Origin of the sequence: Ensifer sp. ENS07 (genome assembly GCF_014852185.1) — a bacterium.
GTDB lineage: Bacteria > Pseudomonadota > Alphaproteobacteria > Rhizobiales > Rhizobiaceae > Ensifer > Ensifer adhaerens.
Map to the genome: position 1 here is coordinate 390,208 of NZ_JACVBE010000005.1, position 24,656 is coordinate 414,863.

The 24,656-nt window shown below is 62.9% G+C and carries 21 protein-coding genes and 1 rRNA gene; 14 read left to right on the plus strand and 8 right to left on the minus strand.

The genetic code is table 11. The annotated features are described in order from the left end of the window. Positions 1 to 12 precede the first annotated feature (12 nt). The gene (locus IB277_RS19140; RefSeq protein ID WP_090299873.1) at positions 13 to 891 is read right to left on the minus strand and encodes a methyltransferase domain-containing protein; all 879 of its coding nucleotides are present in this window, start codon (positions 889 to 891) and stop codon (positions 13 to 15) included. A gap of 101 nt (positions 892 to 992) precedes the next feature. Here IB277_RS19140 and IB277_RS19145 point away from each other — a divergent pair, with 101 nt between their 5' ends. From IB277_RS19145 to IB277_RS19165, 5 genes are all read left to right on the plus strand, one after another. Next, positions 993 to 1,724 carry a ComF family protein gene (locus tag IB277_RS19145; protein ID WP_234824480.1) on the plus strand — a complete coding sequence of 244 codons (732 nt, stop codon included), beginning with the start codon at positions 993 to 995 and terminating at the stop codon, positions 1,722 to 1,724. A gap of 47 nt (positions 1,725 to 1,771) precedes the next feature. Then, positions 1,772 to 2,029 carry a glutaredoxin 3 gene (gene grxC / locus IB277_RS19150; protein ID WP_034797718.1) on the plus strand — a complete coding sequence of 86 codons (258 nt, stop codon included), beginning with the start codon at positions 1,772 to 1,774 and terminating at the stop codon, positions 2,027 to 2,029. Positions 2,030 to 2,095: 66 nt separating this feature from the next. Next, the gene (locus tag IB277_RS19155) at positions 2,096 to 2,953 is read left to right on the plus strand and encodes a carbon-nitrogen hydrolase family protein (protein ID WP_090299866.1); all 858 of its coding nucleotides are present in this window, start codon (positions 2,096 to 2,098) and stop codon (positions 2,951 to 2,953) included. After that, positions 2,950 to 3,378 (plus strand): DUF1178 family protein, encoded by a 429-nt coding sequence (locus IB277_RS19160; protein WP_034797716.1) that lies wholly within the window; start codon positions 2,950 to 2,952, stop codon positions 3,376 to 3,378. The genes IB277_RS19155 and IB277_RS19160 overlap by 4 nt, the downstream gene beginning before the upstream one ends. 103 nt (positions 3,379 to 3,481) lie before the next feature. Continuing rightward, on the plus strand, positions 3,482 to 4,048 hold the full coding sequence (locus IB277_RS19165; RefSeq protein ID WP_034797714.1) for a GNAT family N-acetyltransferase: 567 nt from the start codon (positions 3,482 to 3,484) through the stop codon (positions 4,046 to 4,048). 16 nt (positions 4,049 to 4,064) lie between these two features. Here the strand turns inward: IB277_RS19165 and ubiG are convergent, their stop codons facing one another. Together ubiG and IB277_RS19175 are read right to left on the minus strand one after the other, a co-directional pair. After that, entirely contained in the window at positions 4,065 to 4,811 is a 747-nt protein-coding gene (gene ubiG / locus IB277_RS19170) for a bifunctional 2-polyprenyl-6-hydroxyphenol methylase/3-demethylubiquinol 3-O-methyltransferase UbiG (protein WP_090299864.1), read from the minus strand. 211 nt (positions 4,812 to 5,022) lie between these two features. Continuing rightward, positions 5,023 to 5,571 carry a dihydrofolate reductase family protein gene (locus IB277_RS19175; protein ID WP_192371337.1) on the minus strand — a complete coding sequence of 183 codons (549 nt, stop codon included), beginning with the start codon at positions 5,569 to 5,571 and terminating at the stop codon, positions 5,023 to 5,025. A gap of 38 nt (positions 5,572 to 5,609) precedes the next feature. Here IB277_RS19175 and IB277_RS19180 point away from each other — a divergent pair, with 38 nt between their 5' ends. Beyond that, the gene (locus tag IB277_RS19180; protein WP_181432609.1) at positions 5,610 to 6,233 is read left to right on the plus strand and encodes a class I SAM-dependent methyltransferase; all 624 of its coding nucleotides are present in this window, start codon (positions 5,610 to 5,612) and stop codon (positions 6,231 to 6,233) included. A gap of 63 nt (positions 6,234 to 6,296) precedes the next feature. Here the strand turns inward: IB277_RS19180 and IB277_RS19185 are convergent, their stop codons facing one another. The 3 genes from IB277_RS19185 to IB277_RS19195 form a co-directional block, all read right to left on the minus strand. After that, positions 6,297 to 7,829 carry an ABC-F family ATP-binding cassette domain-containing protein gene (locus IB277_RS19185; RefSeq protein WP_110819222.1) on the minus strand — a complete coding sequence of 511 codons (1,533 nt, stop codon included), beginning with the start codon at positions 7,827 to 7,829 and terminating at the stop codon, positions 6,297 to 6,299. 389 nt (positions 7,830 to 8,218) lie between these two features. Then, the gene (locus tag IB277_RS19190) at positions 8,219 to 9,235 is read right to left on the minus strand and encodes a linear amide C-N hydrolase (RefSeq protein WP_371590114.1); all 1,017 of its coding nucleotides are present in this window, start codon (positions 9,233 to 9,235) and stop codon (positions 8,219 to 8,221) included. A gap of 136 nt (positions 9,236 to 9,371) precedes the next feature. Continuing rightward, complete coding sequence (locus IB277_RS19195) at positions 9,372 to 10,172, minus strand: hypothetical protein (RefSeq protein WP_060584467.1); 801 nt, start codon at positions 10,170 to 10,172, stop codon at positions 9,372 to 9,374. A gap of 326 nt (positions 10,173 to 10,498) precedes the next feature. On the opposite strand from IB277_RS19195, the gene IB277_RS19200 reads away from it, so the two are divergent. The 5 genes from IB277_RS19200 to IB277_RS19220 all read left to right on the plus strand — a co-directional run bounded on the left by IB277_RS19200 (position 10,499) and on the right by IB277_RS19220 (position 17,143). Next, on the plus strand, positions 10,499 to 11,773 hold the full coding sequence (locus IB277_RS19200) for an aspartate kinase (protein WP_034797696.1): 1,275 nt from the start codon (positions 10,499 to 10,501) through the stop codon (positions 11,771 to 11,773). Between the two features lie 87 nt (positions 11,774 to 11,860). Beyond that, entirely contained in the window at positions 11,861 to 14,128 is a 2,268-nt protein-coding gene (ptsP, locus tag IB277_RS19205; protein WP_034797694.1) for a phosphoenolpyruvate--protein phosphotransferase, read from the plus strand. Positions 14,129 to 14,197: 69 nt separating this feature from the next. Continuing rightward, a complete protein-coding gene (gene prfA / locus IB277_RS19210) occupies positions 14,198 to 15,280 on the plus strand; it encodes a peptide chain release factor 1 (RefSeq protein WP_060518361.1) in 1,083 nt (360 codons plus the stop codon). A 3-nt stretch (positions 15,281 to 15,283) separates the two neighbouring features. Beyond that, the gene (prmC, locus tag IB277_RS19215) at positions 15,284 to 16,153 is read left to right on the plus strand and encodes a peptide chain release factor N(5)-glutamine methyltransferase (RefSeq protein ID WP_034797690.1); all 870 of its coding nucleotides are present in this window, start codon (positions 15,284 to 15,286) and stop codon (positions 16,151 to 16,153) included. A gap of 327 nt (positions 16,154 to 16,480) precedes the next feature. Beyond that, on the plus strand, positions 16,481 to 17,143 hold the full coding sequence (locus IB277_RS19220) for a DUF4167 domain-containing protein (protein ID WP_034797687.1): 663 nt from the start codon (positions 16,481 to 16,483) through the stop codon (positions 17,141 to 17,143). 105 nt (positions 17,144 to 17,248) lie between these two features. Here IB277_RS19220 and IB277_RS19225 read toward each other — a convergent pair whose 3' ends face one another. Further along, on the minus strand, positions 17,249 to 17,833 hold the full coding sequence (locus IB277_RS19225) for a TetR/AcrR family transcriptional regulator (RefSeq protein WP_090299856.1): 585 nt from the start codon (positions 17,831 to 17,833) through the stop codon (positions 17,249 to 17,251). 130 nt (positions 17,834 to 17,963) lie between these two features. On the opposite strand from IB277_RS19225, the gene IB277_RS19230 reads away from it, so the two are divergent. Both IB277_RS19230 and clpB read left to right on the plus strand, forming a co-directional pair. After that, positions 17,964 to 18,983: a saccharopine dehydrogenase gene (locus IB277_RS19230; protein ID WP_090299854.1), complete on the plus strand. Its 1,020-nt coding sequence runs from the start codon at positions 17,964 to 17,966 to the stop codon at positions 18,981 to 18,983. 240 nt (positions 18,984 to 19,223) lie between these two features. Beyond that, on the plus strand, positions 19,224 to 21,830 hold the full coding sequence (gene clpB / locus IB277_RS19235) for an ATP-dependent chaperone ClpB (RefSeq protein WP_089044404.1): 2,607 nt from the start codon (positions 19,224 to 19,226) through the stop codon (positions 21,828 to 21,830). An 83-nt stretch (positions 21,831 to 21,913) separates the two neighbouring features. Here the strand turns inward: clpB and IB277_RS19240 are convergent, their stop codons facing one another. After that, positions 21,914 to 23,881 carry a M23 family metallopeptidase gene (locus tag IB277_RS19240; RefSeq protein ID WP_034797679.1) on the minus strand — a complete coding sequence of 656 codons (1,968 nt, stop codon included), beginning with the start codon at positions 23,879 to 23,881 and terminating at the stop codon, positions 21,914 to 21,916. A gap of 702 nt (positions 23,882 to 24,583) precedes the next feature. Between IB277_RS19240 and IB277_RS19245 the strand changes: the two genes are divergently transcribed. After that, a 16S ribosomal RNA gene (locus tag IB277_RS19245) occupies positions 24,584 to 24,656 on the plus strand; the annotation flags it as partial.

The following is a 24,656-nucleotide window of genomic DNA, read 5'->3' on the forward strand; positions in this document are numbered from 1 at the left end:
GTGGATGCCGCCTTAGAGCGGCTGCTCCTTCGTGCCAAGCGCTACCGAAAGCCGTTGCTTTGCTGAACCCGGCTTCAGCGGCTTCTGCTGGCTTTCGTGCGGCGCCCAGCCGGACAGATAGATGATGGAGAAGGTAGCGCGAACGCGGCCGTCCGGATCGGAGAAGCGCTCCGCGTAAATTTCCGCAGCCCTGAGGAAGAACCGCCTGGAAACGGGCGTGCGGCTGCGCGCCGAAAGCGGGCTGGTCATACCCATGGCGCGCAGGTCGCGGATCAGCGCGAACAGCGAATCGTAGCGCACCGTGTAGGTTTCAGTGTCGGTGACCGGCAGTGCGAAGCCGGCGCGTTGGAGCAGAGCGCCGACGTCACGGACATCGGCGAAGGGAATGACGCGCGGGCTGGCGCCGCCGGTCAGCTCGGCCTCTGCAGCCAGAAGCGCTTCGCGCAGCTCCTGCAGCGTGCCGCTGCCCGGGATGGCGGCGAGGAACAACCCATCGGGCTTTAGCGCCCGCCGCACCTGGATGAAGGCGCCCGGTGTATCGTTGGTCAGATGCAGGGACAGCGGCGAGACGATCAGGTTGACGCTTTCCGGTTCGACCGGAACTTCCTCGAGCGAGGCGATCGTCACCGGCGCCTCGGTCGAGCTGAAGCGGGCGTCGGTCTCGACGCGCTCGATGGCGTCGATCTTGCCGGTCGCCATCAGTTGGCGGGCCGTTTCTCCGGTATAGCCGTGCAGTTCGAGTGCGCGATCAAAATGACGCTCGACCACGCCGACACGCTCGGCGAGCTCTTCGGCAACGATGTCGAGAAGGAAACCGGCCTTCGGATCGGCGTTTCTGAGCGCCCTTGCCCGGTGCGCCTCGACGAGGCTCTGGTCAAAGATTTTTTCCACGATAGTCTCTCCGCGATGGGCAGCAAAGAGACCTTCGGAGGCACAAAGTCAACCGCATGGCATGGGAGAGGTTGCGTATTCCGCAGGCGTGGCGCGCGGGCATGCTGAAACGATTCGGACTGGGGCTCGTCGATCTCGTCTTTCCGCCTGTCTGTTGCGGTTGCGGCCGGCTGGTCGGCGATCATCGCGCGGTCTGCGCCTCCTGCTGGGCGACACTGCCGCTGATCGAACGGCCCTATTGCGATATTCTCGGCATGCCGTTTTCGGTCGATCACGGCGCCGGAGCGGTGTCACCGGAGGCGATCGCCAACCCGCCTGCATTCGATCGGTTAAGGTCGGTGGCGATCCATGAAGGTGTTGCCCGCGATCTGGTCCACGGGCTGAAATATCGCGACCGCACGGATCTCGCGCCGATGATGGCGACATGGATGATCCGGGCGAGCGACGGTGCCGTCGCTTCCGCCGACGCGATCATCCCCGTGCCGCTGCACGCCTTCCGGCTGTGGAAGCGGCGGTTCAACCAGTCGGCGGAGTTGGCGCGAGCCATTGCGCAGCTCTCCGGTCGTCCGTATCAGCCCGACATCTTGAAGCGCGTCCGGCGCACGAGCCCGCAGGTTCGCCTGGGGTTGCGCGCCCGCGAGGAGAACGTCCGCGGCGCCTTCGCCGTCTCGGAAAGCGGCAGGGCGGGTCTCAGTGGGAAAAGCGTGGTTCTCGTCGACGATGTATATACGACCGGCGCAACCGTTGCCGCAGCGACCCGTGCGCTGAAGCGGGCGGGGGCCGGGTCGGTCACGGTTTTGACCTTTGCAAGAGCCGTATCCGGTCTTATATGACAATCAGATGTCCGGCACGGTCGCCGGCAAAGGAGCGGTTCAGGATCATGGCTTCGGTGGTCATTTATACGCGTCAGTTCTGCGGCTATTGCTCGGCCGCAAAGAAACTCCTGGAAACCAAGGGCGTTTCCTTCCTCGAGCACGATGCCACCTATGATCCGAACGTTCGGCAGGTGATGATCGACAAGTCGCACGGCGGGACGACGTTCCCGCAGATCTTCATCAATGACATTCATGTCGGTGGCTGCGACGACCTGCACGCGCTGGAACGCGCCGGCAAACTCGACGCGATGCTGGCTGCCTGAGGCACCGTACCCTTGCATGAGGCGACGTCCCGTTTATCAGCGGTGAGCGCTTAGGAGTTGGACGTAATGACTTTCAAGGCCGCAGCCATTCAGATGTGTTCCGGCGTCGATCCGCGCAAGAATGCGGAGACGATGGTGCGGCTCGCGCGCGAAGCGGCAGCCCACGGCGCGACCTATATCCAGACTCCGGAAATGACCGGGGCGCTGCAGCGGGACCGGGCGGCTCTGCGCGCGATCCTGAAGGACGAGGCCAACGATCTTATTGCCGCGTCGGCAGCTCAGCTTGCCGGCGAACTTGGCGTCTACCTCCATGTCGGCTCGACGCCGATCGCGCTTGCCGACGGTAAGATCGCCAATCGCGGCCTGCTGTTTGGCCCGAATGGCCAAAAGATCTGTGACTATGACAAGATCCATATGTTCGACGTCGATCTCGAGAACGGCGAGAGCTGGCGGGAAAGTGCCGCCTATCAGCCGGGCAGCATTGCGCGCCTGGCCGAACTCGACTTCGGCAAACTTGGCTTTTCCATTTGCTACGACGTGCGCTTCCCGGAGCTTTTCCGGCAACAGGCCGTTGCCGGCGCCGAGGTCATGTCGGTGCCCGCCGCCTTCACGCGGCAGACGGGCGAGGCGCACTGGGAAATCCTGCTTCGCGCCCGCGCGATCGAGAACGGCCTCTTCGTCATTGCCGCCGCGCAAGGGGGCACGCATGAGGATGGGCGTGAGACGTTCGGCCATTCTATGATCGTCGATCCCTGGGGGCGCGTGCTCGCTTCGGCTGGCCCTACGGGCGAGGCGGTTGTGCTTGCCGACATCGATGTCGCGGCCGTGCACGCGGCGCGCGCCAAGATACCGAACTTGAAGAATGCCCGTAGCTTCGTGCTCGATGAAGTGGCGCCGACCGGGAAGGGAGGCGTTGCCGCTTGATCCGCTACACCCTTTCCTGCGACAACGGCCACGATTTCGAGGGCTGGTTCTCGTCGAGTGACGATTTCGACCGCCAGGTCGAGCGCAAACTGGTCTCCTGTCCGAGCTGCAACTCGACCTCCGTTGCCAAGCAACTGATGGCGCCCTCGGTTGCGACCGCGCGCAAGAAGGAGGCGACGCGGGCGGTGATCATGGACCAGGCGCAGAAGGAAACGGTCGCCAAGATCCGCGAGCTGGTGAAGTCCGTACGCGAGAACGCCGAGGATGTCGGCGAGCGCTTTCCCGAGGAAGCCCGCAAGATCCACTACGGCGAGGCGGAAGAGCGCGGGCTGATCGGCAAGGCGACGGCGGAAGAGGCCGTGGCGTTGCTCGAAGAAGGGATCGCGGTCGCGCCGCTGCCGATCTTGCCCGACGAGGTCAACTGACGCGGGGCACTTTCGCATCTGCCGTCTAAACTTTGGTTCCCGCCCTTTAAATACAATGCCTTGGCTCCCATCTCGCAGCTTTGCAATGGGAGTTTTCCAGCCAATGGCATTGTCCGATGTTCACATTTCCACTGATCGCCTCGTTATCCGGCCCTTCGCGCCTGGCGATTTTCCGGCATTCTTTGCCTATCACCGCCTGCCGGAGGTCTACCATTATCTCTATCAGGACCCGCTCGACGAAACGGCAGCGCGGACAAAATTCGCCAAGGCTTCGGCGCCAAAGCTCGTTGACGATGGGGACGTCGCGGTGTTTGCCGTCGAGCGCCGCGAGGATGGTGTACTGATCGGCGAAGTCCTGCTGAAGCTCGCAAGCAGTGCGGCGGAACAGGCGGAGACCGGCTACATCTTCAATCCCGACTTTGCCGGCAAGGGCTACGCTACGGAAGCGATGCGGGCGTTGCTTGATCTCGGCTTTTCGACGCTGAAGTTTCACCGGATCTTTGCCCGGCTTGATGCCCTCAACAAGGGGTCCGTCGGCGTCGTCGAGCGTCTCGGCATGCGCCGCGAAGCGCATCTGATCGAGAACGACCGTTTCAACGATGTCTGGGGCGACGAATACGTCTATGCGCTGCTGAAGCGCGAGTGGCAGGAGCGTCGGCAGGCTGGCTGAGGCCGCCGACAGCTGCTCATAGCGGCCGCTTGGCGACGATCATGTAGTTGACGTCCATGTCCTTGGACAGGTTCCACTGATTGGAAAGCGGATTGAAGAAGACGCCGGTCCGCTCGGTCACTTCGAGGCCGTTGGCCACGAGCGGCTTTTCCAGTTCCTCCGGGCGCACCAGTTTTTCATACTGGTGCGTACCGCGCGGCAGCCAGCGCAAGACGTTCTCGGCTGCGAAGATGGCAAGCGCCGCTGCCTTCATGGTGCGGTTGATGGTGGCGACGAACATCAGACCGCCGGGGCGAACCATATGGGCGCAGGTGGTCATGAAGAAATCGACATCGGCGACATGCTCGACCACTTCCATGTTGAGCACGATGTCGAAGCTCTCGCCGGCTTCGGCAAGGGCTTCGGCGGTCACGGCGCGATAGTCGACCGCCACACCGCTTCCGGCCGCGTGCGTCTTGGCGATGCCGATGTTCTTTTCGGAGGCGTCGGCGCCGAGAACATCGGCGCCCATGCGTGCCATCGGCTCCGACAGGAGGCCGCCGCCGCAACCGATGTCGAGCAGCCGCAGACCTTTGAGCGGCTGCGGGCTCCTTGGATCACGGCCGAAATGCTCGGCCACCTTGTCGCGGATATAGGCGAGGCGAACGGGATTGAACTTGTGCAGTGGCCGGAACTTGCCGGTCGGATCCCACCACTCCGCGGCCATGGCGGAAAAGCGGTCAACCTCGCTCTGGTCAATCGTCGTGCGTGCGGTCTCGCTCATGTCGCCGTCTCCTTGCATCGTCCCGACAGCGCCGCGCGTCTTTCAAGGCGCGCTAAGGACGCTGTAGCACTTTAAAGTGCTGCACAATTCTATCCTTAAATCGATCCCGATTTAGGGACTTGTGCAGCAGTGAAGTCGGACGATCGGACAAGGAAGTCAAGAGGCGGCGCTGGGCCAGATCGGCGCACACGCGTGCGTGGCGCCCGTCCTGCTACGCGTCCGCTTCTGGCTGGTAGTGCAGGATAACCACGCCGGATGTCAGAGGGCGTGTGTGGGTCAGTTTGAGTTTCGTCCGCTTCAGCCCTGGTTTGAACAGCGGCACACCCTCGCCGAGAAGCACCGGATTGATGCCGAGGCGGTATTCGTCGACGAGGCCCTTCTCGATCAGTTCGCTCGCGAAGTCGGCGCTGCCGAAAACGAAGATCGTGCCGCCATCCAGCGCCTTCAGTCGTTCGACTTCGCTTGCAGCATCGCCGGTCAAGAGCGTCGTGCCGGCCCAATCGGCGGAGGTCAGCGTGCGCGAGAAGACGAATTTCTCGACGCCGTTCATGAAGGTCGCGATGTCGCCTTCGGCAGATGGCCAGTAGCCCGCCATCATTTCATAGGTCACGCGACCGAAAAGCAGGGTGTCGGCCTCGAGCTGCGTTTCGCCGATATAGGCGGCGAGTTCGTCCTCGAAGACGAACCACTCGATGTCGTGCCCCGGTGCTTCGAAGAATCCGTCGACGCTAACCATGTCCCACATGATGACCTTGCGCATTGTATCTCTCCCGTTGCGGCATGCCTGTCACGGAAAGGGTGGCAAATCTGATATTGTTTTGCAAGTGGTTTTATTTTTGCATCGGATTGGTTGGCGCTATGGCTCTTCCGCGTGCTAGTTTCTGCGCCGGCGAGGGGGGAATCCACATGGGCTTGAACAGGATCGACTGGGCGGTCGGCGTCATCGCGCCGCAGCCGTCCGATCATCTGCTCGAAGTCGGATGCGGCCATGGCATTGCCGTGACGAAGGTTTGCGATCGGCTCGACGAAGGGGAGATTGTCGCCATCGATCGCTCGGCTGTGATGATCGCGGCGGCAGCACGCAGAAATGCTGAACATGTTGCTGCAGGCCGGGCGACCTTGCGGGTTGCGGAGCTTCGCTCGTTCGATCTCGGTGGCCGTCGCTTCGACAAGGCGTTCGCCATGCGCGTCGGCGTGTTCACGCGGGGCGATCCCGCTCGAGAGTTTGCGGCGCTGGCGCAGCTGTTGAAGCCTGAGGGACGTCTTTTTCTTTTTCATGACGAGCCGTCCACGGGGGCGGACGACGTTGGCGCGCGGCTCGCGGCGGCGGCCCTTCGCCACCGCTTGCTGGTCGAGGCACTGTCGGCGCAGATATTTGACAGCGGCGAAGTCGCATGCCTGATTGCGCGGCCGCCCGCCTGATGATGTTGGCATTTGTGACGCCGCTTGTTGCGGGCGTCACAAATGCGATGATTGCGCTTTATGTCAGCCGACGTCGCCTGCCGCCGCCGAGGCGAAGAAGTCCTCCGGGTCCTCGACTTCGACGAGGCGGCGCTTCTCGATCAGCCAGAAGCGGTCGCCGACATTGCGCACGAAGCTGCGGTCGTGGGAGACGAGCAGGCAGCTCGTCTCGTTTCTCAACAACTCCGTTTCGAGCGCTTCCTGGCCCTCGATGTCCAGGTGGTTGGTCGGTTCGTCGAGCAGGTAGAAATTGGGCTCCTTCAAGCGCAGCACCAGCATGGCAAGACGCGCCTTCTGGCCGCCCGACAGCCGGCCGATCGCCTTTTCCTGCATGTCGATGCCGACGCCGACACCGACGAGCAGGCTACGGGCGCGCTGGTCGCCGAGCGAGAAGCGGCGGGACAGCGCGGCAAGCGGCGTCTCCTCGTCCGACAGGCCGGCAAGCGCCTGGTCGCTGTAGCCGAGCACCAGCGAGGGTGTTGCCCTCAGCGTCTCCGGCGCGCGGGAGGGCTCCTCGATCGCCGTGCGGATCAGGTTGACGAGCCGGGTCTTGCCGGCGCCGTTTTCGCCAAGCAGCACGATGCGGTCGCCCTGGCAGATCCAGCGCTTGCCGGTGCGGAAAAGCGGGGTGCCGTCGGGCGTTTCGACCTGGACGTCGTCGAGCGTCACCAGGATCTTGGCATGGGTGCCTCGATTGGCGAGCCGGATCGCGCCGGCGGAACGTTCCTGATGCGCGGGCTTTGCCGCATCCTCCAGCCGTTCCGCGCGCTGCTTCAGTTGCTTCGTTTTTATCGTGAGCAGGTCGCTTCCGGAGTTGATGCCGATATTGTTGAGCTTGGCGGCCTGCCGACGCAGTTGCTGCGCCACCTTCATGTCGCGCTGGTAACGCCGCTCCTCCGATGCGTCCACCTCATCGAGAGCGGCGCGCGCCCGCGAATAGGGGAGCGCGAAGATCGGCGATTGCTCTGGCCTCAGGAACAGCGTGCGGTTGGTGGTTGCGTCCAGGAAGGCGCGGTCGTGGCTGGCAACCAGCACCGGCACGTCGCGTGGCAGCGCATTCAGCCAGGCCTCCAGCCGGCCGATCTTGGCGAGATCGAGATGGTTGGTCGGCTCGTCCAGCAGCAGCGCGTCTGGCTCGCTGACCCAGACGCGGGCAAGCAGCATCAGCCGCTGCCAGCCGCCGCTCAACTCCGACACGGCGCGAGCCCGCAGAACCTCCGGCACATCGAGGGCATCGAGCACGATATCGACGCGCCAGCTTTCGTTTTCCGCCTGGTCGGCCGGGAGGGCCGAAAGAACGGCGTCGTGGAAGGAGAGAGGTAAAAGCGACGCAGGCACGTTCTGCTCGACGTGACCGACCGTCAGCCCGCGCGAGCGGGTAATTTCACCGGCGGTCGGATCAAAGTTGCCGGCGATTGATCTCAGCAGGGTCGACTTGCCGCGGCCGTTGGCAGCGACGATGCCGATACGATCACCGGATGCGACGGACAGGCTAAGACTGGAGAAAAGCGGTGCGCTCAGGCTGACGCCGAGGTTGCGGATATTGATCAAGGCCATGGTCGTTCTCTGGACTGCACGAGCGACGGCGGATCATCCGGGGCGGCACTTCAGGCCGGGGTTTCGGATGGTCGAGCCCGCAACACAGACATGCTGTGCTCGGGCCGCATCGGCTCGGTATTGGAAGACGATGCAGTCGTTCAAACCGAAACGGTTCCGCACTGCATCACTCTGGGCAGACCAGGAATAGGCTCGCGATCTTCGCGAAAGGATGTCTGGTCAGCCCTGCAAACGCATCTGCAGGGCTTGGACGGGGCCACGCTGGCGGTGGTGCCGGAAAAATGTCATCACGTGCAGCCCCCCTTTCTCGAATTTGAACTTGCGGCAGCGTCAATAACACCGTCGCGCGCAATTTTCAATGGCTTCGCGCCGGCCCCGAGCCGGTGTGCTCATATCTGCAACCCGAGGAACTTGAACGGTTCGGCCTGCTTGAAGTCGCCGGTCGCGTCGCCCGAATAGGTGTGATCCTGGTTTTCGCCGAGATCGAGCTTCATCACCTTGCCGGTCTCCTTAGTAAAATCGATCTTCTTCAGGTCGACCCAGAAGGTGTTCGGGGTCAGCGCCGACTCGAAGAAATAGAGCTTGCGCTTGTGATCGACCACGGTGCGCCAGCGGGTCGAGGAAATGTTCGGTTCCTCCGGCGTGTTGAGCCCATAGGGAACCGAGACATTGCGAATGACGCTGAAGACGCTGGCCAGCGCACGGTCGGGGTTCTCGTCCTTCGGAATGGCGTTGACGTAGAACGAGGCGCGCGCGAAACGATCGGCCGCGCGGTTCGTGCCCGGCAGCATCACGGTGCCGCCGATCTGCTTCCAGTAGGCGTTCAGGGCCAGTTGCTGGTCGAAGACAGGCGAATTGGTCATCACCTGATACGGGCGACCGTGATGGATCACCTGCTTGCCGGCGATATACTCGACGATTGCGCTGTCGCCGGTCTTGTCCGAGATCGAAAGGTGCAGCGTCGTCAGCCGGTTCTCACCCGGTACGTTGTCGGTGACGATCGTGAACGGTTCTTTCTCAAGCGCCTTCACCGCGTCCTCGACAGTGGCGAAGCTGTCGAGCACATATTGCGCCCAGGCGGCGATCGTCAGGCCCGGTTTCGATTTGTCATTGAAGTCAGGGTACTCGGATTCGACCAGCCACAGGAGATTGGCATTGAGGCCGGCCTCGTTGACGCCGTCGGTGGTCGAGACATCATAGCCGGTGGCCACGACGCTTCCATACTTCGCCGTCCATTTGAATGAGTTCGGCCCTGCCTGACCGTTGCGCTCGATGCCGCGCGGCAGGACCCAGAGGTTGGTCGCGACGTCGCTCTTCCAGTCCATCGATCGGGCAGTGATGATATTGTCATCGGGGCCGAGATAGACGAGGCGGGTGCAGGCTTCCGCCGTCGTCTGACCGAGCATGAGAAGGGCGGCAAGTGCGGATGTGACCGATCGGACGGCCGGCTTTACGATGAACGTCATACCATTCTCCTTCGCGGGCAAAGCGTATGCTGGGTATCCGCCAGACGGTCCTTGAGCGTTGAAGCAGGCCCAGGTTCTAAAACAACATGGAAAAGCCGATCACCGGGCCGTGCTGGTTCACGTCCCAGCGGAACTTGTTCGCGCCCGTGAAGTCGTCGCTTTCGTAATCCTGATAGAGCAACCGGTACCCGGCGCGCAAAATTGTCGGCTGGCCAAGCATTTCGGTCCGGTATCCGAGATAGGCCTGGGCGTTGACGCTGAGCTTTGAGCCGACATCGAAGCCGCCGACATCGGCCTCGGCGACGAGGTTCCAGCGCTCGCTGAGATCGGCGTTGAGCCGCAGGCCGACGAAGGGGTCGGTCCAGTCGGCGCTCTTGCTCGTGTTGAAACCGGCCACGGACACGTCCGCCTCGAGCTTCGTCCAGCGCAGACCGATCGTCGGCTCGATCGACAGCGTCCGGGGCTTGCCGAAGACGGTGTTGCCGCCGAGTTCCTGCTCATAGACCTGATAGAACGCGCCGAAGGCCAGCGTCGTCATCTTGATGTCGAGGCCGATCTCATGGCTGAGCAGCTCCTCATCCTGGCTGGTACGGACGTATTGGCCGTCGAAATAGACACCCCATTGGCCGTTGGTCAGCTCGATGTTGCCCATCAGCGCCAAGTCGAGATGGTCGAGCGTGTCTTTGAAGGGCACGTCGACGTCGGTGTCGAAGCCGGCAAGCGATGCGTCCCCCTTGAGGCTCGCCGCCCAGACATAGGGGCTGACGATCACCGTCCAGTCGCCTTGCGGCGCCATGCGCGCCTGGTCGAAATCGGCGGCGTTCGACAGTGTCGAACACAAGAGCGTCACGGAAAGCGCGACGGCACAGCGGGCCATCATTCGTGCGGTTGCGGGTATGCGATGTGCTTGCATGTCTGCCCCCTCAAGCGTCCGTTGGCAGCCTAGCCGGCGCTGCCGCAATTTCAAGTGGCGCAAACCGCGACCGCGCACGTTTCCCCACCGTGCGTATGGAGCCTTATTCCTGCCGCCCTGCCATTGCGCGCAGGCCCCTGATCCGCTAAGAGACGCCGCGACTTTCCGCTCCCCGAAGCGGTGACTGCCGATGTGCGAGAAGTCTCCCAAGCTTTTTGACCGTCGGGCGCCGGCGGGGGCTTTCCTGTCACGCGCGCAAGCGCGCGCAATTTGGGTACCGGTAGAGGCACATGGCACGCATCGTGATGAAATTCGGCGGGACGTCCGTCGCTGATTTGGAACGCATCCACAATGTTGCCCGCCATGTGAAACGCGAGGTCGATGCCGGCCACGAAGTTGCCGTCGTCGTTTCCGCGATGTCCGGCAAGACCAATGAGCTGGTCGGCTGGGTGCAGAACATGCCGAAGGCAACCGGCGCCAACTCGCCCTTCTACGATGCGCGCGAATACGACGCGATCGTCGCGTCCGGCGAACAGGTGACCTCCGGTCTTCTCGCCATCGCGCTGCAGTCGATGGGCATCAACGCCCGCTCGTGGCAGGGCTGGCAGGTCCCGATCCGTACCGACAACGCCCACGGCGCTGCCCGCATTCTCGACATCGACGGTGCCGAGCTCATCCGCCGCATGGGCGAGGGCCAGGTCGCCGTCATCGCCGGCTTCCAGGGACTTGGGCCTGACAACCGCGTCGCCACCCTCGGCCGCGGCGGCTCCGACACCTCGGCCGTTGCGATTGCCGCCGGCGTCAAGGCTGATCGCTGCGACATCTACACCGACGTCGATGGCGTCTACACCACCGACCCGCGCATCGAGCCGAAGGCGCGGCGTCTGAAGAAGATCGCGTTCGAGGAAATGCTGGAAATGGCATCGCTCGGCGCCAAGGTGCTGCAGGTGCGCTCGGTGGAGCTTGCCATGGTGCACAAGGTCCGCACCTTCGTGCGTTCGTCTTTCGAAGATCCCGATGCGCCGGGCATGGGTGACCTTCTCAATCCGCCCGGTACGCTGATTTGTGATGAGGATGAGATCGTGGAACAGGAAGTCGTAACCGGCATTGCCTATGCCAAGGATGAAGCCCAGATTTCGCTGCGCCGTCTCGCCGACCGGCCGGGCGTCTCCGCCGCGATTTTCGGCCCGCTGGCTGAAGCCCATATCAACGTCGATATGATTGTCCAGAACATCTCCGAGGACGGTTCGAAAACCGACATGACCTTCACGGTTCCCTCCGGCGATGTCGACAAGGCACTGAAGGTGCTCGGCGACAACAAGGACAAGATCGGTTACGACGTTGTCCAGTCCGAAGCCGGCCTCGTCAAGGTATCGGTCATCGGTATCGGCATGCGCAGCCACGCCGGTGTTGCAGCGTCGGCCTTCCGTGCGCTTGCCGACAAGGGCATCAACATCAAGGCGATCACCACTTCCGAGATCAAGATTTCGATCCTGATCGATGGACCCTATGCGGAATTGGCGGTTCGCACTTTGCATTCCGCTTACGGTCTCGATAAGAGTTAATCGACAGACGACCGATTTGGGATTCGCGGCGACTTGGCCGCGCATCCCCTTTGCTGCCGTCCCCTCTATTTCGGGAGACCCCACGCGATGAGAGACCTTTCCGCAGGTCCGCGCGTTCTCCTCAAGCGGTTGCGCGAGTTGATGGCGGAACCGCTGGAGCCGCAGGAGCGCCTTGACCGTATCGTGCGCCAGATCGCGCAGAATATGGTCGCGGAAGTGTGTTCGGTCTACGTGCTGCGCTCCGACGGCGTGCTCGAACTCTATGCGACCGAAGGTCTGAACAAGGCCGCCGTTCACCTGGCGCAGTTGAAGATGGGGCAGGGCCTCGTCGGTACCATCGCCGCTTCGGCCCGGCCGCTCAATCTGTCCGACGCCCAGTCTCACCCGGCCTTTACCTACCTGCCGGAGACCGGCGAAGAGATCTATCATTCCTTCCTCGGCGTGCCGATCCTGCGCACAGGGCGCGCGCTCGGCGTTCTCGTCGTCCAGAACAAGGCGATGCGCAACTATCGCGAGGACGAGGTCGAGGCGCTCGAGACGACCGCCATGGTTCTCGCCGAGATGGTGGCAACCGGCGAGCTCAAGAAGATCACCAAGCCAGGGCTCGAACTCGATCTCTCGCGTCCCGTCTCGATCGACGGCAACAGCTACGGCGAAGGCATCGGCCTTGGCTATGTCGTCCTGCACGAACCAAGGATCGTCGTCACCAATCTTCTCAACGAGGATACCGACCAGGAGTTGCAGCGGCTTGCAGAGGCGCTCGGGTCGCTGCGGATCTCGATCGACGACATGTTGTCGCGCCGCGAGGTGTCGATGGAGGGCGAGCATCGGGCAGTGCTCGAGACCTACCGCATGTTCGCGCATGACCGCGGCTGGGTGCGCAAGCTCGAAGAAGCGATCCGCAACGGCCTGACGGCGGAAGCCGCCGTCGAGCGTGTGCAGAGCGAAACCAAAGCGCGCATGATCCGCCTGACGGACCCTTATCTGCGCGAGCGCATGCATGATTTTGACGATCTCGCCAACCGCTTGCTGCGCCAGCTCTCGGGCTACGGCGCCAAGCTTTCGGCGAGCGACTTCCCGAACGATGCGGTGATCGTCGCGCGCGCCATGGGCGCTGCCGAGCTGCTCGACTATCCGCGCGAAAATGTGCGCGGCCTGGTGCTCGAAGAGGGTGCCGTCACCAGCCACGTGGTGATCGTTGCCCGCGCCATGGGCATTCCTGTGATCGGCCAGGCGACCGGTGCCGTGGCGCTTGCGGAAAACCGCGACGCGATCATCATCGATGGCGATGACGCCAAGGTGCATCTGCGGCCGCTCGCCGACCTGCAGCGTGCCTATGAGGAAAAGGTTCGCTTCCGGGCGCGGCGTCAGGCACAGTTCCGCGCGCTGAAGGACGTCGAACCGCTGACCCGGGACGGCACGCGTATCACGTTGCAGATGAATGCCGGCCTATTGGTCGACCTTCCGCATCTGAACGAGGCGGGTGCCGAAGGTATCGGCCTCTTCCGCACCGAACTCCAGTTCATGATCGCCTCGACCATGCCGAAGGCGGAGGAACAGGAAGCCTTCTACCGCAGCGTGCTGAAGCAGACGGGCGGCAAGCCCGTAACCTTCCGCACACTCGATATTGGCGGCGACAAGGTGGTTCCCTATTTCCGCGCTGCGGAAGAGGAAAACCCGGCGCTCGGCTGGCGCGCCATCCGGCTTTCGCTCGACCGGCCGGGTCTGCTGCGCACCCAGCTCCGCGCGATGCTGCGGGCGGCGGCCGGTGCCGAGCTGAAGCTGATGCTGCCGATGGTCACCGAGGTTTCCGAACTCAGGATCGCGCGCGACCTCCTGCAGAAGGAAATCGAGCGGCAGTCGAAGCTCGGCGAACAGTTGCCGCGCAAGCTGCAATTCGGCGCCATGCTGGAAGTGCCGGCGCTGCTCTGGCAGCTCGACGAGCTGATGACCGAGGTGGACTTCGTCTCGGTCGGCTCCAACGACCTCTTCCAGTTCGCGATGGCCGTCGACCGCGGCAATGCCCGCGTGTCCGATCGTTTCGACGTGCTCGGGCGCCCGTTCCTCAGGATCCTGCGTGATATCGTGCGCGCCGGCGACCGGCACGATACGCCGGTGACGCTCTGCGGCGAGATGGCGAGCAAGCCGCTCTCGGCCATGGCGCTGCTGGGTCTTGGCTTCCGTTCGGTGTCGATGTCGCCGACGGCCGTCGGACCGATCAAGGCGATGCTTCTGGCGCTTGACGCGTCCAAGCTCGGCGCACTGCTCAACGCTGCACTGGACGACACGCGAGATCAGACGCCCGTTCGCCAGATGCTGGTGGATTTCGCCGCGGAAAACGGCATTCCGGTTTAGATTGAAGTGACGCGTCGCAACCCTCGTCCGGAGCTGATCCGGCCGGGGCGAGACGCATTGGAGTGAGACTTGGCAAAGCTTCCCGTTGAAAAGATGCGCGAACTGGAACGGCGGTTCGGTGAAATCGAGGCGCGCATGTCCGCCGGCCCGGCCGCGGACGTCTACGTCAAGCTCGCCTCGGAGTATTCCGAACTGCAGCCGGTGGTGACGAAGATCCGCGCCTACGAAAAGGCGACGGCGGAGCTTGCCGACATCACCGCCATGCTCGCCGACAAATCGACCGACCGCGAGATGCGTGATCTCGCCGAAATGGAAAAGCCCGAGGTCGTCGACGCGATCGAACAGCTGGAACAGGAGATCCAGATCCTGCTCCTGCCGAAGGATGCGGCCGACGAAAAGAGCGCGATCCTTGAAATCCGCGCCGGAACCGGTGGTTCCGAGGCGGCGCTGTTTGCCGGCGACCTGTTCCGGATGTACGAGCGTTATGCGGCGGGCAAGGGGTGGAAGGTCGAAGTGCTGTCGTCGAGCGAAGGCGAAGCCGGCGGTTTCAAGGAAATCATCGCTACAGTTTCCGGGCGCGGCGTGTTCGCGCGGCTGAAGTTCGAATCTGGTGTGCACCGCGTACAGCGCGTGCCGGAGACGGAGGCGAGCGGTCGCATTCACACCTCGGCGGCAACCGTCGCAGTGCTGCCCGAGGCCGAAGACATCGATATCGAGATCCGGCCCGAGGATATCCGCATCGACACGATGCGCTCGTCGGGCGCCGGCGGACAGCACGTCAACACGACGGACTCGGCCGTGCGCATCACCCACCTGCCGACCGGGCTCGTCGTCACCAGCTCGGAAAAGTCGCAGCACCAGAATCGTGCGAAAGCGATGCAGGTGCTGCGCTCGCGCCTCTACGACATGGAGCGCCAGCGCGCCGACAGCGAACGCTCGGCCGACCGCAAGAGCCAGGTGGGATCGGGCGACCGCTCCGAACGCATCCGCACCTACAATTTCCCGCAGGGACGCCTTACCGACCACCGCATCAACCTGACGCTCTACAAGCTCGACCGGATGATGATGGGCGAGATCGACGAAGTCGTCGATGCGCTGCTTGCCGACTACCAGGCGAGCCAGCTGGCGCAGCTCGGCGAGCAGCGGGGCTAAGAGATGGCCGAGACGCTCGCGAGCCTGGTTGCCGAAAGTCGCGATCGCCTGCAGGCGGGCGGCATCGAGCATGCGGCGCTCGACGTCCGGCACCTGATCTCGGGCCTGCTCGACCTGTCGCTGAGCGCGGTCGTGTCGCGGGGCAGGGACCCGGTTTCGGATGAGGATGCCCAGCGGATCCGGGCGGCGGTTGCGCGCCGGCTGGCGCGCGAGCCGGTCTATCGCATCCTCGGTGAACGCGAGTTTTTCGGTCTGCCGCTGAGGCTGTCGAAGGAAACCCTGGAGCCGCGCCCGGACACCGAGACCTTGGTCGACCGCATGATCCCCTATCTGCGCGCGGTGGTCGCGCGAAAGGGAGGTTGCGAGATCATGGATCTCGGGACCGGCACGGGCGCGATTTGTCTCGCGCTTCTGTCTGAGGTTCTTGAAGCCAGAGGCACGGCTACCGATATATCCGGAGACGCGCTGGCAACGGCGACGGCAAATGCCGTCGCTCTCGGACTTGCGGATCGCTTTCGGCCGTTGCTCAGCAACTGGTACGAAAAGGTGGACGGTCGTTACGACGTTATCGTCTCAAATCCGCCGTATATCCGGTCCAGTGTGGTCGAAGAGCTTGAGCCGGAGGTGAGACTTCACGACCCGGCCGCAGCGCTTGATGGCGGAGAAGATGGGCTAGATGCCTATCGCGCCATCGCTTCTCAAGCGGGTCATCATCTTGAGACAAACGGCGTGATAGGCTTGGAAATCGGTTTCGACCAGAAAGAGGCGGTAACGGCGTTGTTTTACGCCGAAAAATTCCGTCTGCGTGAAGAGGCGAAGGATCTCGGCGGCAATGACCGCGTCCTGATCTTCGAACGCGACACAAACCGTTGAAAAAATGCTGCACTGGCGCATCTTCTTTCTTGCAGAGGCAAAGAAAGGGCTTGGAATCCCAGAGGAAGCGGGCTAGTTTGCCCGCGCACTGGGCAGAAGGTCATGGACCTAAGATTCGTTCCGGTATGACCTGGCCACGGGGATTGCTCTCAAGAAAGAGTTGCTAGGGTTCAACACGTGCCTTGTGCGGGTACCTGTTAATTTGACGTCAGTCGGCGCCGAAGCCGCCATTGTGCGAGCGCAACGGTGTGTGCTCTGTCGGGCGGATCCGGCCGGAAGACGAAACCACATGATCATCATTATCAAGAGAATTCGGGTGAATGTACTATGAGGCCAGGACAGCAAAACAAGCGCGGCCGCGGGCGAAATAACAACAACAATAACAACAACAATGGAAGCAACAACAATCACAACCGCAAGGGCTCGAATCCGCTGACGCGGACCTACGACAGCTCCGGCCCGGATGTGAAGATTCGCGGTACGGCCCAGCACATCGCCGAGAAGTACTCTGCACTTGCTCGCGACGCCCAGAGCTCCGGCGACCGGGTCATGGCGGAAAATTACCTGCAGCACGCCGAACACTACAACCGCATCATTGCTGCCGCGCAGGCGCAGATGCAGGATCGTTTCCAGCGTGACGACCGTCAGGACTTCCGCGGCCACGACGCAGCCGACCAGGACCAGGACGATCTGGATCAGGGCTACGCCGACGACATGCCGGCTTCGGGTGCCGCAGCCGTAACGCCTGTTGCCGAGCCGCAGCCCGTTGTCATCGATGGTACCGGCCCGCAGCCGGTGATCGAAGGCACGCCGGCCGAAGTTGCGATGGAAGAAGAAGCTCCTGCCGCTTCCGGCCGTGCCGCAACGCGCCGCCGCAACGCGCCGCGTCCGCGCCGTCCGCGCCGCAGCGCCCAGGAAGGTGCTGCCGACGAAGCTCAGCCGTCGGGTGATGACGCTCCGGAAGCGCCGGCTCTGGCTGCTTCCGAGTAAGCGAAGTCGCAATAGTCAGCCTGCCCGGTGCAGGCATCAAAAACCCGGCCCATCGCGGCCGGGTTTTTCTTTGTACGGCAAACGCTGATCAGCCAGTTTCACTGGTTAGCTTTTGGCACTGTCGATGATGAGCGCAGTTAGGTTGCTGCTCGCAGAGGCCTCGTTTGTGCGCCCGCGGATCAGTTCGCGGCCGATCGCCTCGGCCGCGCCGGCGATACCCGTGCATCGAAGCCTCAGATCGTCCTCGGGGACTTCCGAGAAGGGGGAGAGGGCTGCCTTGATCATGGCGACGTAATCGTCAGCCTGCTGTTGTTGCGTGGCGATCATGTCCGCATTGCCGCGCAGCGCGCCGGAGATCGCCTGCCATTCCTCGCCGCTTTCGACAGCACAGTTGATGTAGACGGAACTGATGATATCGGCGACCGCTTCGAGCCGATTTAATGCACCCTTCAGCGCGACCTTCAGTTTTTCCGTGTGCCGGTCTTCGATTTCCTGGGAGAGCGCGATCAAGAGCCCCTCGCGCGTGCCGAAATGTTCATAGGCGATCGGCTTGCTGACGCCAGCGCTTTCGGCGAGATGGCCAAGCGTCAGGGCGTCGGCGCCCCGTTCGCGCAGGATCTCCCTGGCGGTCTCGAGCAGCTGGGCGCGCCGCTCGGGCTTCGCAAGCTTTCGGCCTTTCGTCCGGCTCATCGATCACAATCCTCTTTTCGCGTCGGCTCATGCCTCTTGAAAGTGGTATTCGGCATCCTACTTACCAATAGTAAGTTACTAATGGTAAGTTCGGTAGGTGCCGCTTACCTCTCGTTTAGGAGATAGGAAGATGTCGAGCAAGTTTCAGCCCGTTTTGATTGTCGGTGGTTCCGGTGTCGTCGGGTCGCAGGCCGCAAGGATCATTCGTCGTCTGCACCCGACGCTGCCGATCGCGATCGGTGGCCGCGATCTTGGCAGGGCCGAGGCGGTCGCACGTGAGGTTGGCGGCGCGGTCGGGGTCAGCGTCGACCTCAGTCGCCCGGATCTCGGCCTTGGCGATGCGCCCCGCTTCAGCGCCGTCGTCATCTTCCTGAAAGACGAAAAGCTGAGTTCGATGCGTTACGCCCAGCGCCACGGCATTCCCTATATCAGCCTATCGAGCGGCACCTTCGAGGTCGGTCCGGAGATGGCGCAGTATATCCACGCGCCGGACAGTGCGCCGATCCTGCTCGCCAGCCACTGGCTCGCCGGCGCCGCGATCTTCCCAATCCTCGACTTTGCCAAAGCCTATGAAGCGATCGACACGATCCGCATCGGCGTCTTGCTCGACGAAGAGGACATGGGTGGGCCGGCAGCACTTGCGGACTACAACCGCATCACCGGCCTTGCGCCCGCCGCTTTGACCGTCGCGGATGGCAAGTTCCACTGGGCCGGCGGCGAGGATTCCAAGGCGCGCTTCAGAAGCGTTGACGGCGTCGAACTCGAAGCGACCGCCTATTCGCCCTTCGACGTCATGGCGCTTTCGGCCCGTACCAACGCCAGCAATATCCGCCTGGATCTTGCCTATAGCGTGTCCGCGAGCAGGCGGCGCGGCGAACCGTTCTCGACGGAGATCGCCATCGATATCAAGGGCCGCGACAAACACGGCGAACTGGTCGACCGTCGCTATGAGATCGTGCACCCTCAGGGCCAGGCCCCACTGACGGCGCTTGGCGTCGCCCTTGCGGTCGAGCGCATGCTCGGCCTTGAAGGAGGGGCCGCCCCGGCGCCGGGCCTCTATCTGCCGGAGGTCCTGATCGAGCCGGCCTACTATGTGCGGCGGATGAAGGAATTCGGCGCGTCCTTCGCCGAGCGGACCCCCGCGGCATAGACGATCCCGCGGCCGCGTTACCCTTTCGGTGCGCGGCCGCCTCGCGGTTGCAGATTTCCGTCTCAGGAGCGTCGGGAGGCTCTTTAATTTCCAAAATCGCTGCCCCATATTCGCTTCGGACGCGTTGATCCGACGCAAAGCGGGGATCGCGTCACACTGACAGGCTTGCCGAATGCGGGAGCCTGATCCTGAAACACCGACGGGTGCCATGATGGGCCTGCCGGGCTATGGAGGTAGAGTATGAACATCGAAAAATATTCCGAGCGCGTGCGCGGTTTTCTACAGTCGGCGCAGACCTATGCGCTGGCGCAAGGACACCAGCAGTTCACGCCGGAGCATGTGCTGAAGGTACTGCTCGATGACGACCAGGGCATGGCCGCCTCGCTGATCGAGCGGGCCGGTGGTGATGCCCGCGAAGCGCGCGCCGGCAATGACGCAGCGCTTGCAAAGCTTCCGAAGGTTTCCGGCGGCAACGGTTCCGTCTATCTGTCGCAGCCGCTTGCGCGGGTGTTTTCGAGCGCCGAAGACGCAGCCAAGAAGGCCGGCGACAGCTTCGTCACCGTCGAGCGCCTGTTGCTGGCGCTGGCGATCGAAAGCTCGGCTGCCACCGCAGATGTGCTGAAGAAGGCCGGCGTCACGCCGACCAAGCTCAACCAGGTGATCAACGACATCCGCAAGGGCCGCACCGCCGACAGCGCCACTGCCGAACAGGGCTTCGACAGCCTGAAGAAATACGCGCGCGACCTGACGGCCGACGCGCGAGAAGGCAAGCTCGACCCGGTCATCGGCCGCGACGACGAGATCCGCCGCACCATCCAGGTGCTGTCGCGCCGCACCAAGAACAATCCGGTTCTGATCGGTGAGCCCGGCGTCGGCAAGACCGCGATCGCCGAGGGCCTGGCACTGCGCATCGTCAATGGCGACGTGCCGGAAAGCCTCAAGGACAAGCGGCTGATGGCGCTCGACCTGGGCGCGCTGATTGCCGGTGCGAAGTTCCGCGGCGAGTTCGAGGAGCGGCTGAAGGCCGTGCTCAACGAGGTGCAGGCCGAAAACGGCGAGATCATCCTGTTCATCGACGAGATGCACACGCTGGTCGGGGCCGGCAAGGCCGATGGCGCCATGGACGCCTCCAACCTGTTGAAGCCGGCGCTTGCGCGCGGCGAACTGCATTGCGTTGGCGCGACCACGCTCGACGAGTACCGCAAGCATGTCGAAAAGGACGCGGCCCTTGCCCGTCGCTTCCAGCCGGTCATGGTCGAGGAGCCGACGGTCGAAGACACGATCTCGATCCTGCGCGGTCTGAAGGAAAAGTACGAGCAGCACCACAAGGTCCGGATTTCGGATTCGGCGCTGGTTGCCGCCGCGACCCTTTCGAACCGCTACATCACCGACCGGTTCCTGCCGGACAAGGCGATCGACCTGATGGACGAAGCCGCGTCGCGGCTGCGCATGCAGGTGGATTCCAAGCCCGAGGAGCTCGACGAGCTCGATCGTCGCATCATCCAGCTGAAGATCGAGCGCGAGGCCCTGAAGAAGGAAACCGATGTCTCGTCGAAGGATCGGCTCGAGAAGCTCGAACTTGATCTTGCTTCGCTCGAAGAGCAGGCATCCGCGCTGACGGCTCGCTGGCAGGCGGAAAAGCAGAAGCTCGGGCGTGCCGCCGATCTCAAGAAGCAGCTCGACGAAGCCCGCAACGAACTGGCGATCGTCCAGCGCAAGGGCGAGTTCCAGCGAGCCGGCGAACTGACCTACGGTGTCATTCCGAAGCTCGAAAAGGAGCTCTCGGACGCCGAAAGCCAGGAGAACGCCAATGCCAACCCGATGGTGCAGGAGGTCGTGACCCCCGACAACATCGCGCATGTGGTGTCTCGCTGGACGGGCATTCCGGTCGACAAGATGCTGGAAGGCGAACGCGACAAGCTGCTTCGCATGGAAGACGAATTGGCGAAGTGGGTCGTCGGCCAGGGTGACGCCGTGCAGGCAGTTTCCCGTGCCGTCCGGCGTGCCCGTGCGGGTCTCCAGGATCCGAACCGGCCGATCGGCTCGTTCATCTTCCTGGGCCCGACCGGCGTCGGCAAGACGGAGCTGACCAAGGCGCTTGCCCGGTTCCTCTTCGACGACGAGACCGCGTTGCTGCGTGTCGACATGTCGGAATACATGGAGAAGCACTCCGTCGCCCGGCTGATCGGTGCGCCTCCGGGCTATGTCGGCTACGAGGAAGGCGGTGCGTTGACCGAAGCTGTTCGGCGCCGGCCCTATCAGGTCGTGCTGTTCGACGAGATCGAGAAGGCGCATCCGGATGTCTTCAACGTGCTGCTGCAGGTGCTCGACGACGGCCGCCTGACCGATGGTCAGGGTCGCACCGTCGACTTCCGCAACACGATGATCATCATGACCTCGAACCTCGGCGCGGAGTATCTGGTCGGGCTTGGCGAAAATGAGGACAGTGATGCGGTTCGCGACCAGGTGATGGAGGTGGTGAAGTCCGCCTTCCGGCCGGAGTTCCTGAACCGCGTCGACGAGATCATCCTGTTCCACCGGCTGCGTCGGTCGGAGATGGGGGCGATCGTCGATATCCAGCTCGAAAGGCTGCGCAAGCTGCTTGCCGAGCGCAAGATCACGCTGGAACTCGACGACGATGCCCGCGCGTTCCTGGCCGACAAGGGCTACGACCCGGCCTATGGTGCCCGTCCGCTGAAGCGGGCGATCCAGAAGTTCGTGCAGGATCCGCTCGCCGAGAAGATCCTGCAGGGCGAGTTCCCTGATGGTTCGACCGTCAAGGTGCTGTCGGGCTCGGACCGCCTCAACTTCAAGCGCGGGGCGGGGCCGGACAAGGAAGCCGCGTAAGTCCAGCAGCGCACAAATCAAGAGGCCGCCCTTCGGGGCGGCCTTTCTGTTTGTGCTGATTTTCGAGCAGGGGAGGGGAGCGGTTAGTTGCTCGCGACCTCTGCGCCCGTGCCGTCCTTGTTCAGCAATTCGTCGATGCGGTCGCGTTCCTTCTCGAACTTCGCCAGCGCGTCGCCCGAAAGCGACTTGCCGCCGGGCAGTCGGATGCGCAAGGGGTCGACCTTGTTGCCGTTGACGATCAGCTCGTAGTGCAGGTGCGGTCCGGTCGAAAGGCCGGTCGTTCCGACCCAGCCGATCACCTGGCCCTGGACGACCTTGTTGCCCACCTTGACGTTTTTGGCGATCGCGCTCTGGTGGTTGTAGGAGGACACGTAGCCGTTGGCATGGCGGATCAGCGTCTGATTGCCATAGCCGCCGGAATCCCAGCCGGCCTTTTCGACGACACCGCCGCCGGCGGCGATGATCGGTGTGCCGCGCGGGGCTGCCCAGTCGACGCCGGTGTGCATGCGCGAGAAACCGAGGATCGGGTGCCGGCGCATGCCGAAGCCCGAACGGAAATGGCCATTCGGCACGGGATTGCGCAGCAGGAACTGGCGGATGCTTTTGCCGTCCTGGTCGAAATAGTCGATCGTGTTGTCGCTCGGATCCTGGAACCGGTAGAAGGCGGTAACGGCATCGCCGAATTTGGCGCGAACATAGAGGAGCTCGGATTCCTCCGTCGCCATGCCGCGTTCGTCGGTCACGGAGAAGAAGGCTTCAAGCGAATCCGTCGGCTTCAGCTGCGCCTGGAAATCGACATTGCTGGCGAGCAGCTTGACGACGAGGCCGACCATGTCGGCGTTCATGCCGTAGGAAAGTGCCGCCCGGTAGATGCCGTCATAGACCCGCGGCAGGTCGTGGCTGCTGGTCATGACCGGCGCGCCGTTGTCGTCGAAGGCGGTGGCGACCGCGTCGAGCCTCGGTGGCTCGGCGCCGGGGACGAAGCGGCCCTTGTCATCGACCGCCATCGTCAGCACATGCCGGTTGCGCGAATAGATCGTGGCCCGCACGATGCGTGCGTCCTGGCCCTTCTGCGTCTCGCCGTTCTGGATGATGCCGATGCGCAGGACATCGCCTTCGGAAAGCTCGCTGGCGCCGAGCGCCTGGCCGAGATAGCTGGCGGCGTCCTCGGCCTGCGCCTTGGTGTAGCCGGCACTGCTCATGACTGTCGCGATGTCGGTCTGGCGCCGCACCGGAATGATGTCATCGGCGTATTCGGTGGTTTCTTCGTCGATCGTCTCGTAGGCGGCGTCACTCTTGTTCTGCTCGACGATGCGCGCGGTCAGGCCCTGGAGAAGATCGAGCCCGTCACTCTCCGAGGCGAAGCGCTGCGGATCGACATAGTAGAGCGAGGCGACCTGGGTGCTGCCCTCGGTCAGGACAGAGCCGTTGGTGCGGACATTTTCCTCGACCTCTTCCAGCGACATCGAACTGTCGAAGGTGGGGCCGCCGCGCAGCGGGAAGTCGACGGTTTTCAGCGCCACTTCGGAATCGACGTTAGAGCCGTAAAGCGTCCCGGTTCGCGAAACGGGGGATTCCTCGTCTGCCTCTTCCGTCGAGAAGATCGCCAGAGGATCGAAGTCCGGATAGCTTTCCGAGGCCTGATGATTGGCGGCGAGCGCCATCTTCACGTGAACGAAGGGCTGTTTGCGCACCACTTCCTTCTCGCCGTCATGGGTCATCGTCGAGACTTCCATGATCGTCTTGTCGGCCGGCTTGGCAACGAGCTTCGGCGACAGGATGCGGCCGCCGCGAACGGCGATCGCTTGCTCGTCGCCATTCGAACCGGCATCGAGTGCGGCATAGGCTTCGGCCGGGATTGCCAGCTGCTGGCGTCCGTCAAGCGCTGCAAAGAGCGCGACACCCATCAGGAGGCTCGAGGTGATCCCCGTCAGGAAGGTGCCCGACAGCCAGCGCAGCGAAATCTCGCGCCTGTCGGGCGCGCGCCGGCCATGCGCCAGGATCGGTGGCTGGTCGCCAAGCGACCTGACCATGTTCTTGTCGGTGATCATGCCGAACTGAGGGTCCCCGATTTCTCTAAACCGTATTCTTGCCTGCGATACGTTGCGCGAAGGTGTGCATCTTTCACGCGGCGGAGTCAAATCACGCGCGGCGCTGCAAGGGCGATATCCTATATATCCCAAGCCTGTCCGCGCGCCCGTATCCGCGACGCATCTTCATTTTCGCTTAGATAGGCCGATTGTGAAAAAGGTAGGGCCAAATTGTGTCTCCACAGGCCCGGGGGAGGGGGCAAAACTTTTTTGGGGGCGCAAAGCCCTGCGTTTGTGGGCTTTGTCAGAAATCTGTCATTTTTTCCGAAAATCCCTGTTGACGTCTGTGAGGATGGGGGTCTATAAGCCCGATCACTGACGAGGGCGGCGGCGCTGCTGGCGACGACGACCTTCGCTCTAGAGTTTCCTGGTTGGCTTGGTGCTGATTGAGGGGTTCGGGACGAGAGTTCTGGGCTTTGTGGAAACGGTTTGACGGACGGTGCGTTCGTCGGTTTTTTGACAATTGAATATAGAGAAAGAGAAACGTGGGCGGCGGAGCTCGTGGGGAACTTCGGTTCCTTATGAAAGAGACTTTGGCGGTCACGTTTTAACAAGAGACTACACCTGTTTTCTCGGTGGCAATCTTTGGATTGTTGTTGATTGAAGACAAGGTGTGAGTTCTCGTCGATTCAGAACGTGACGTAATGCCAATGATTGAATTCTCAACTTGAGAGTTTGATCCTGGCTCAGAACGAACGCTGGCGGCAGGCTTAACACATGCAAGTCGAGCGCCCCG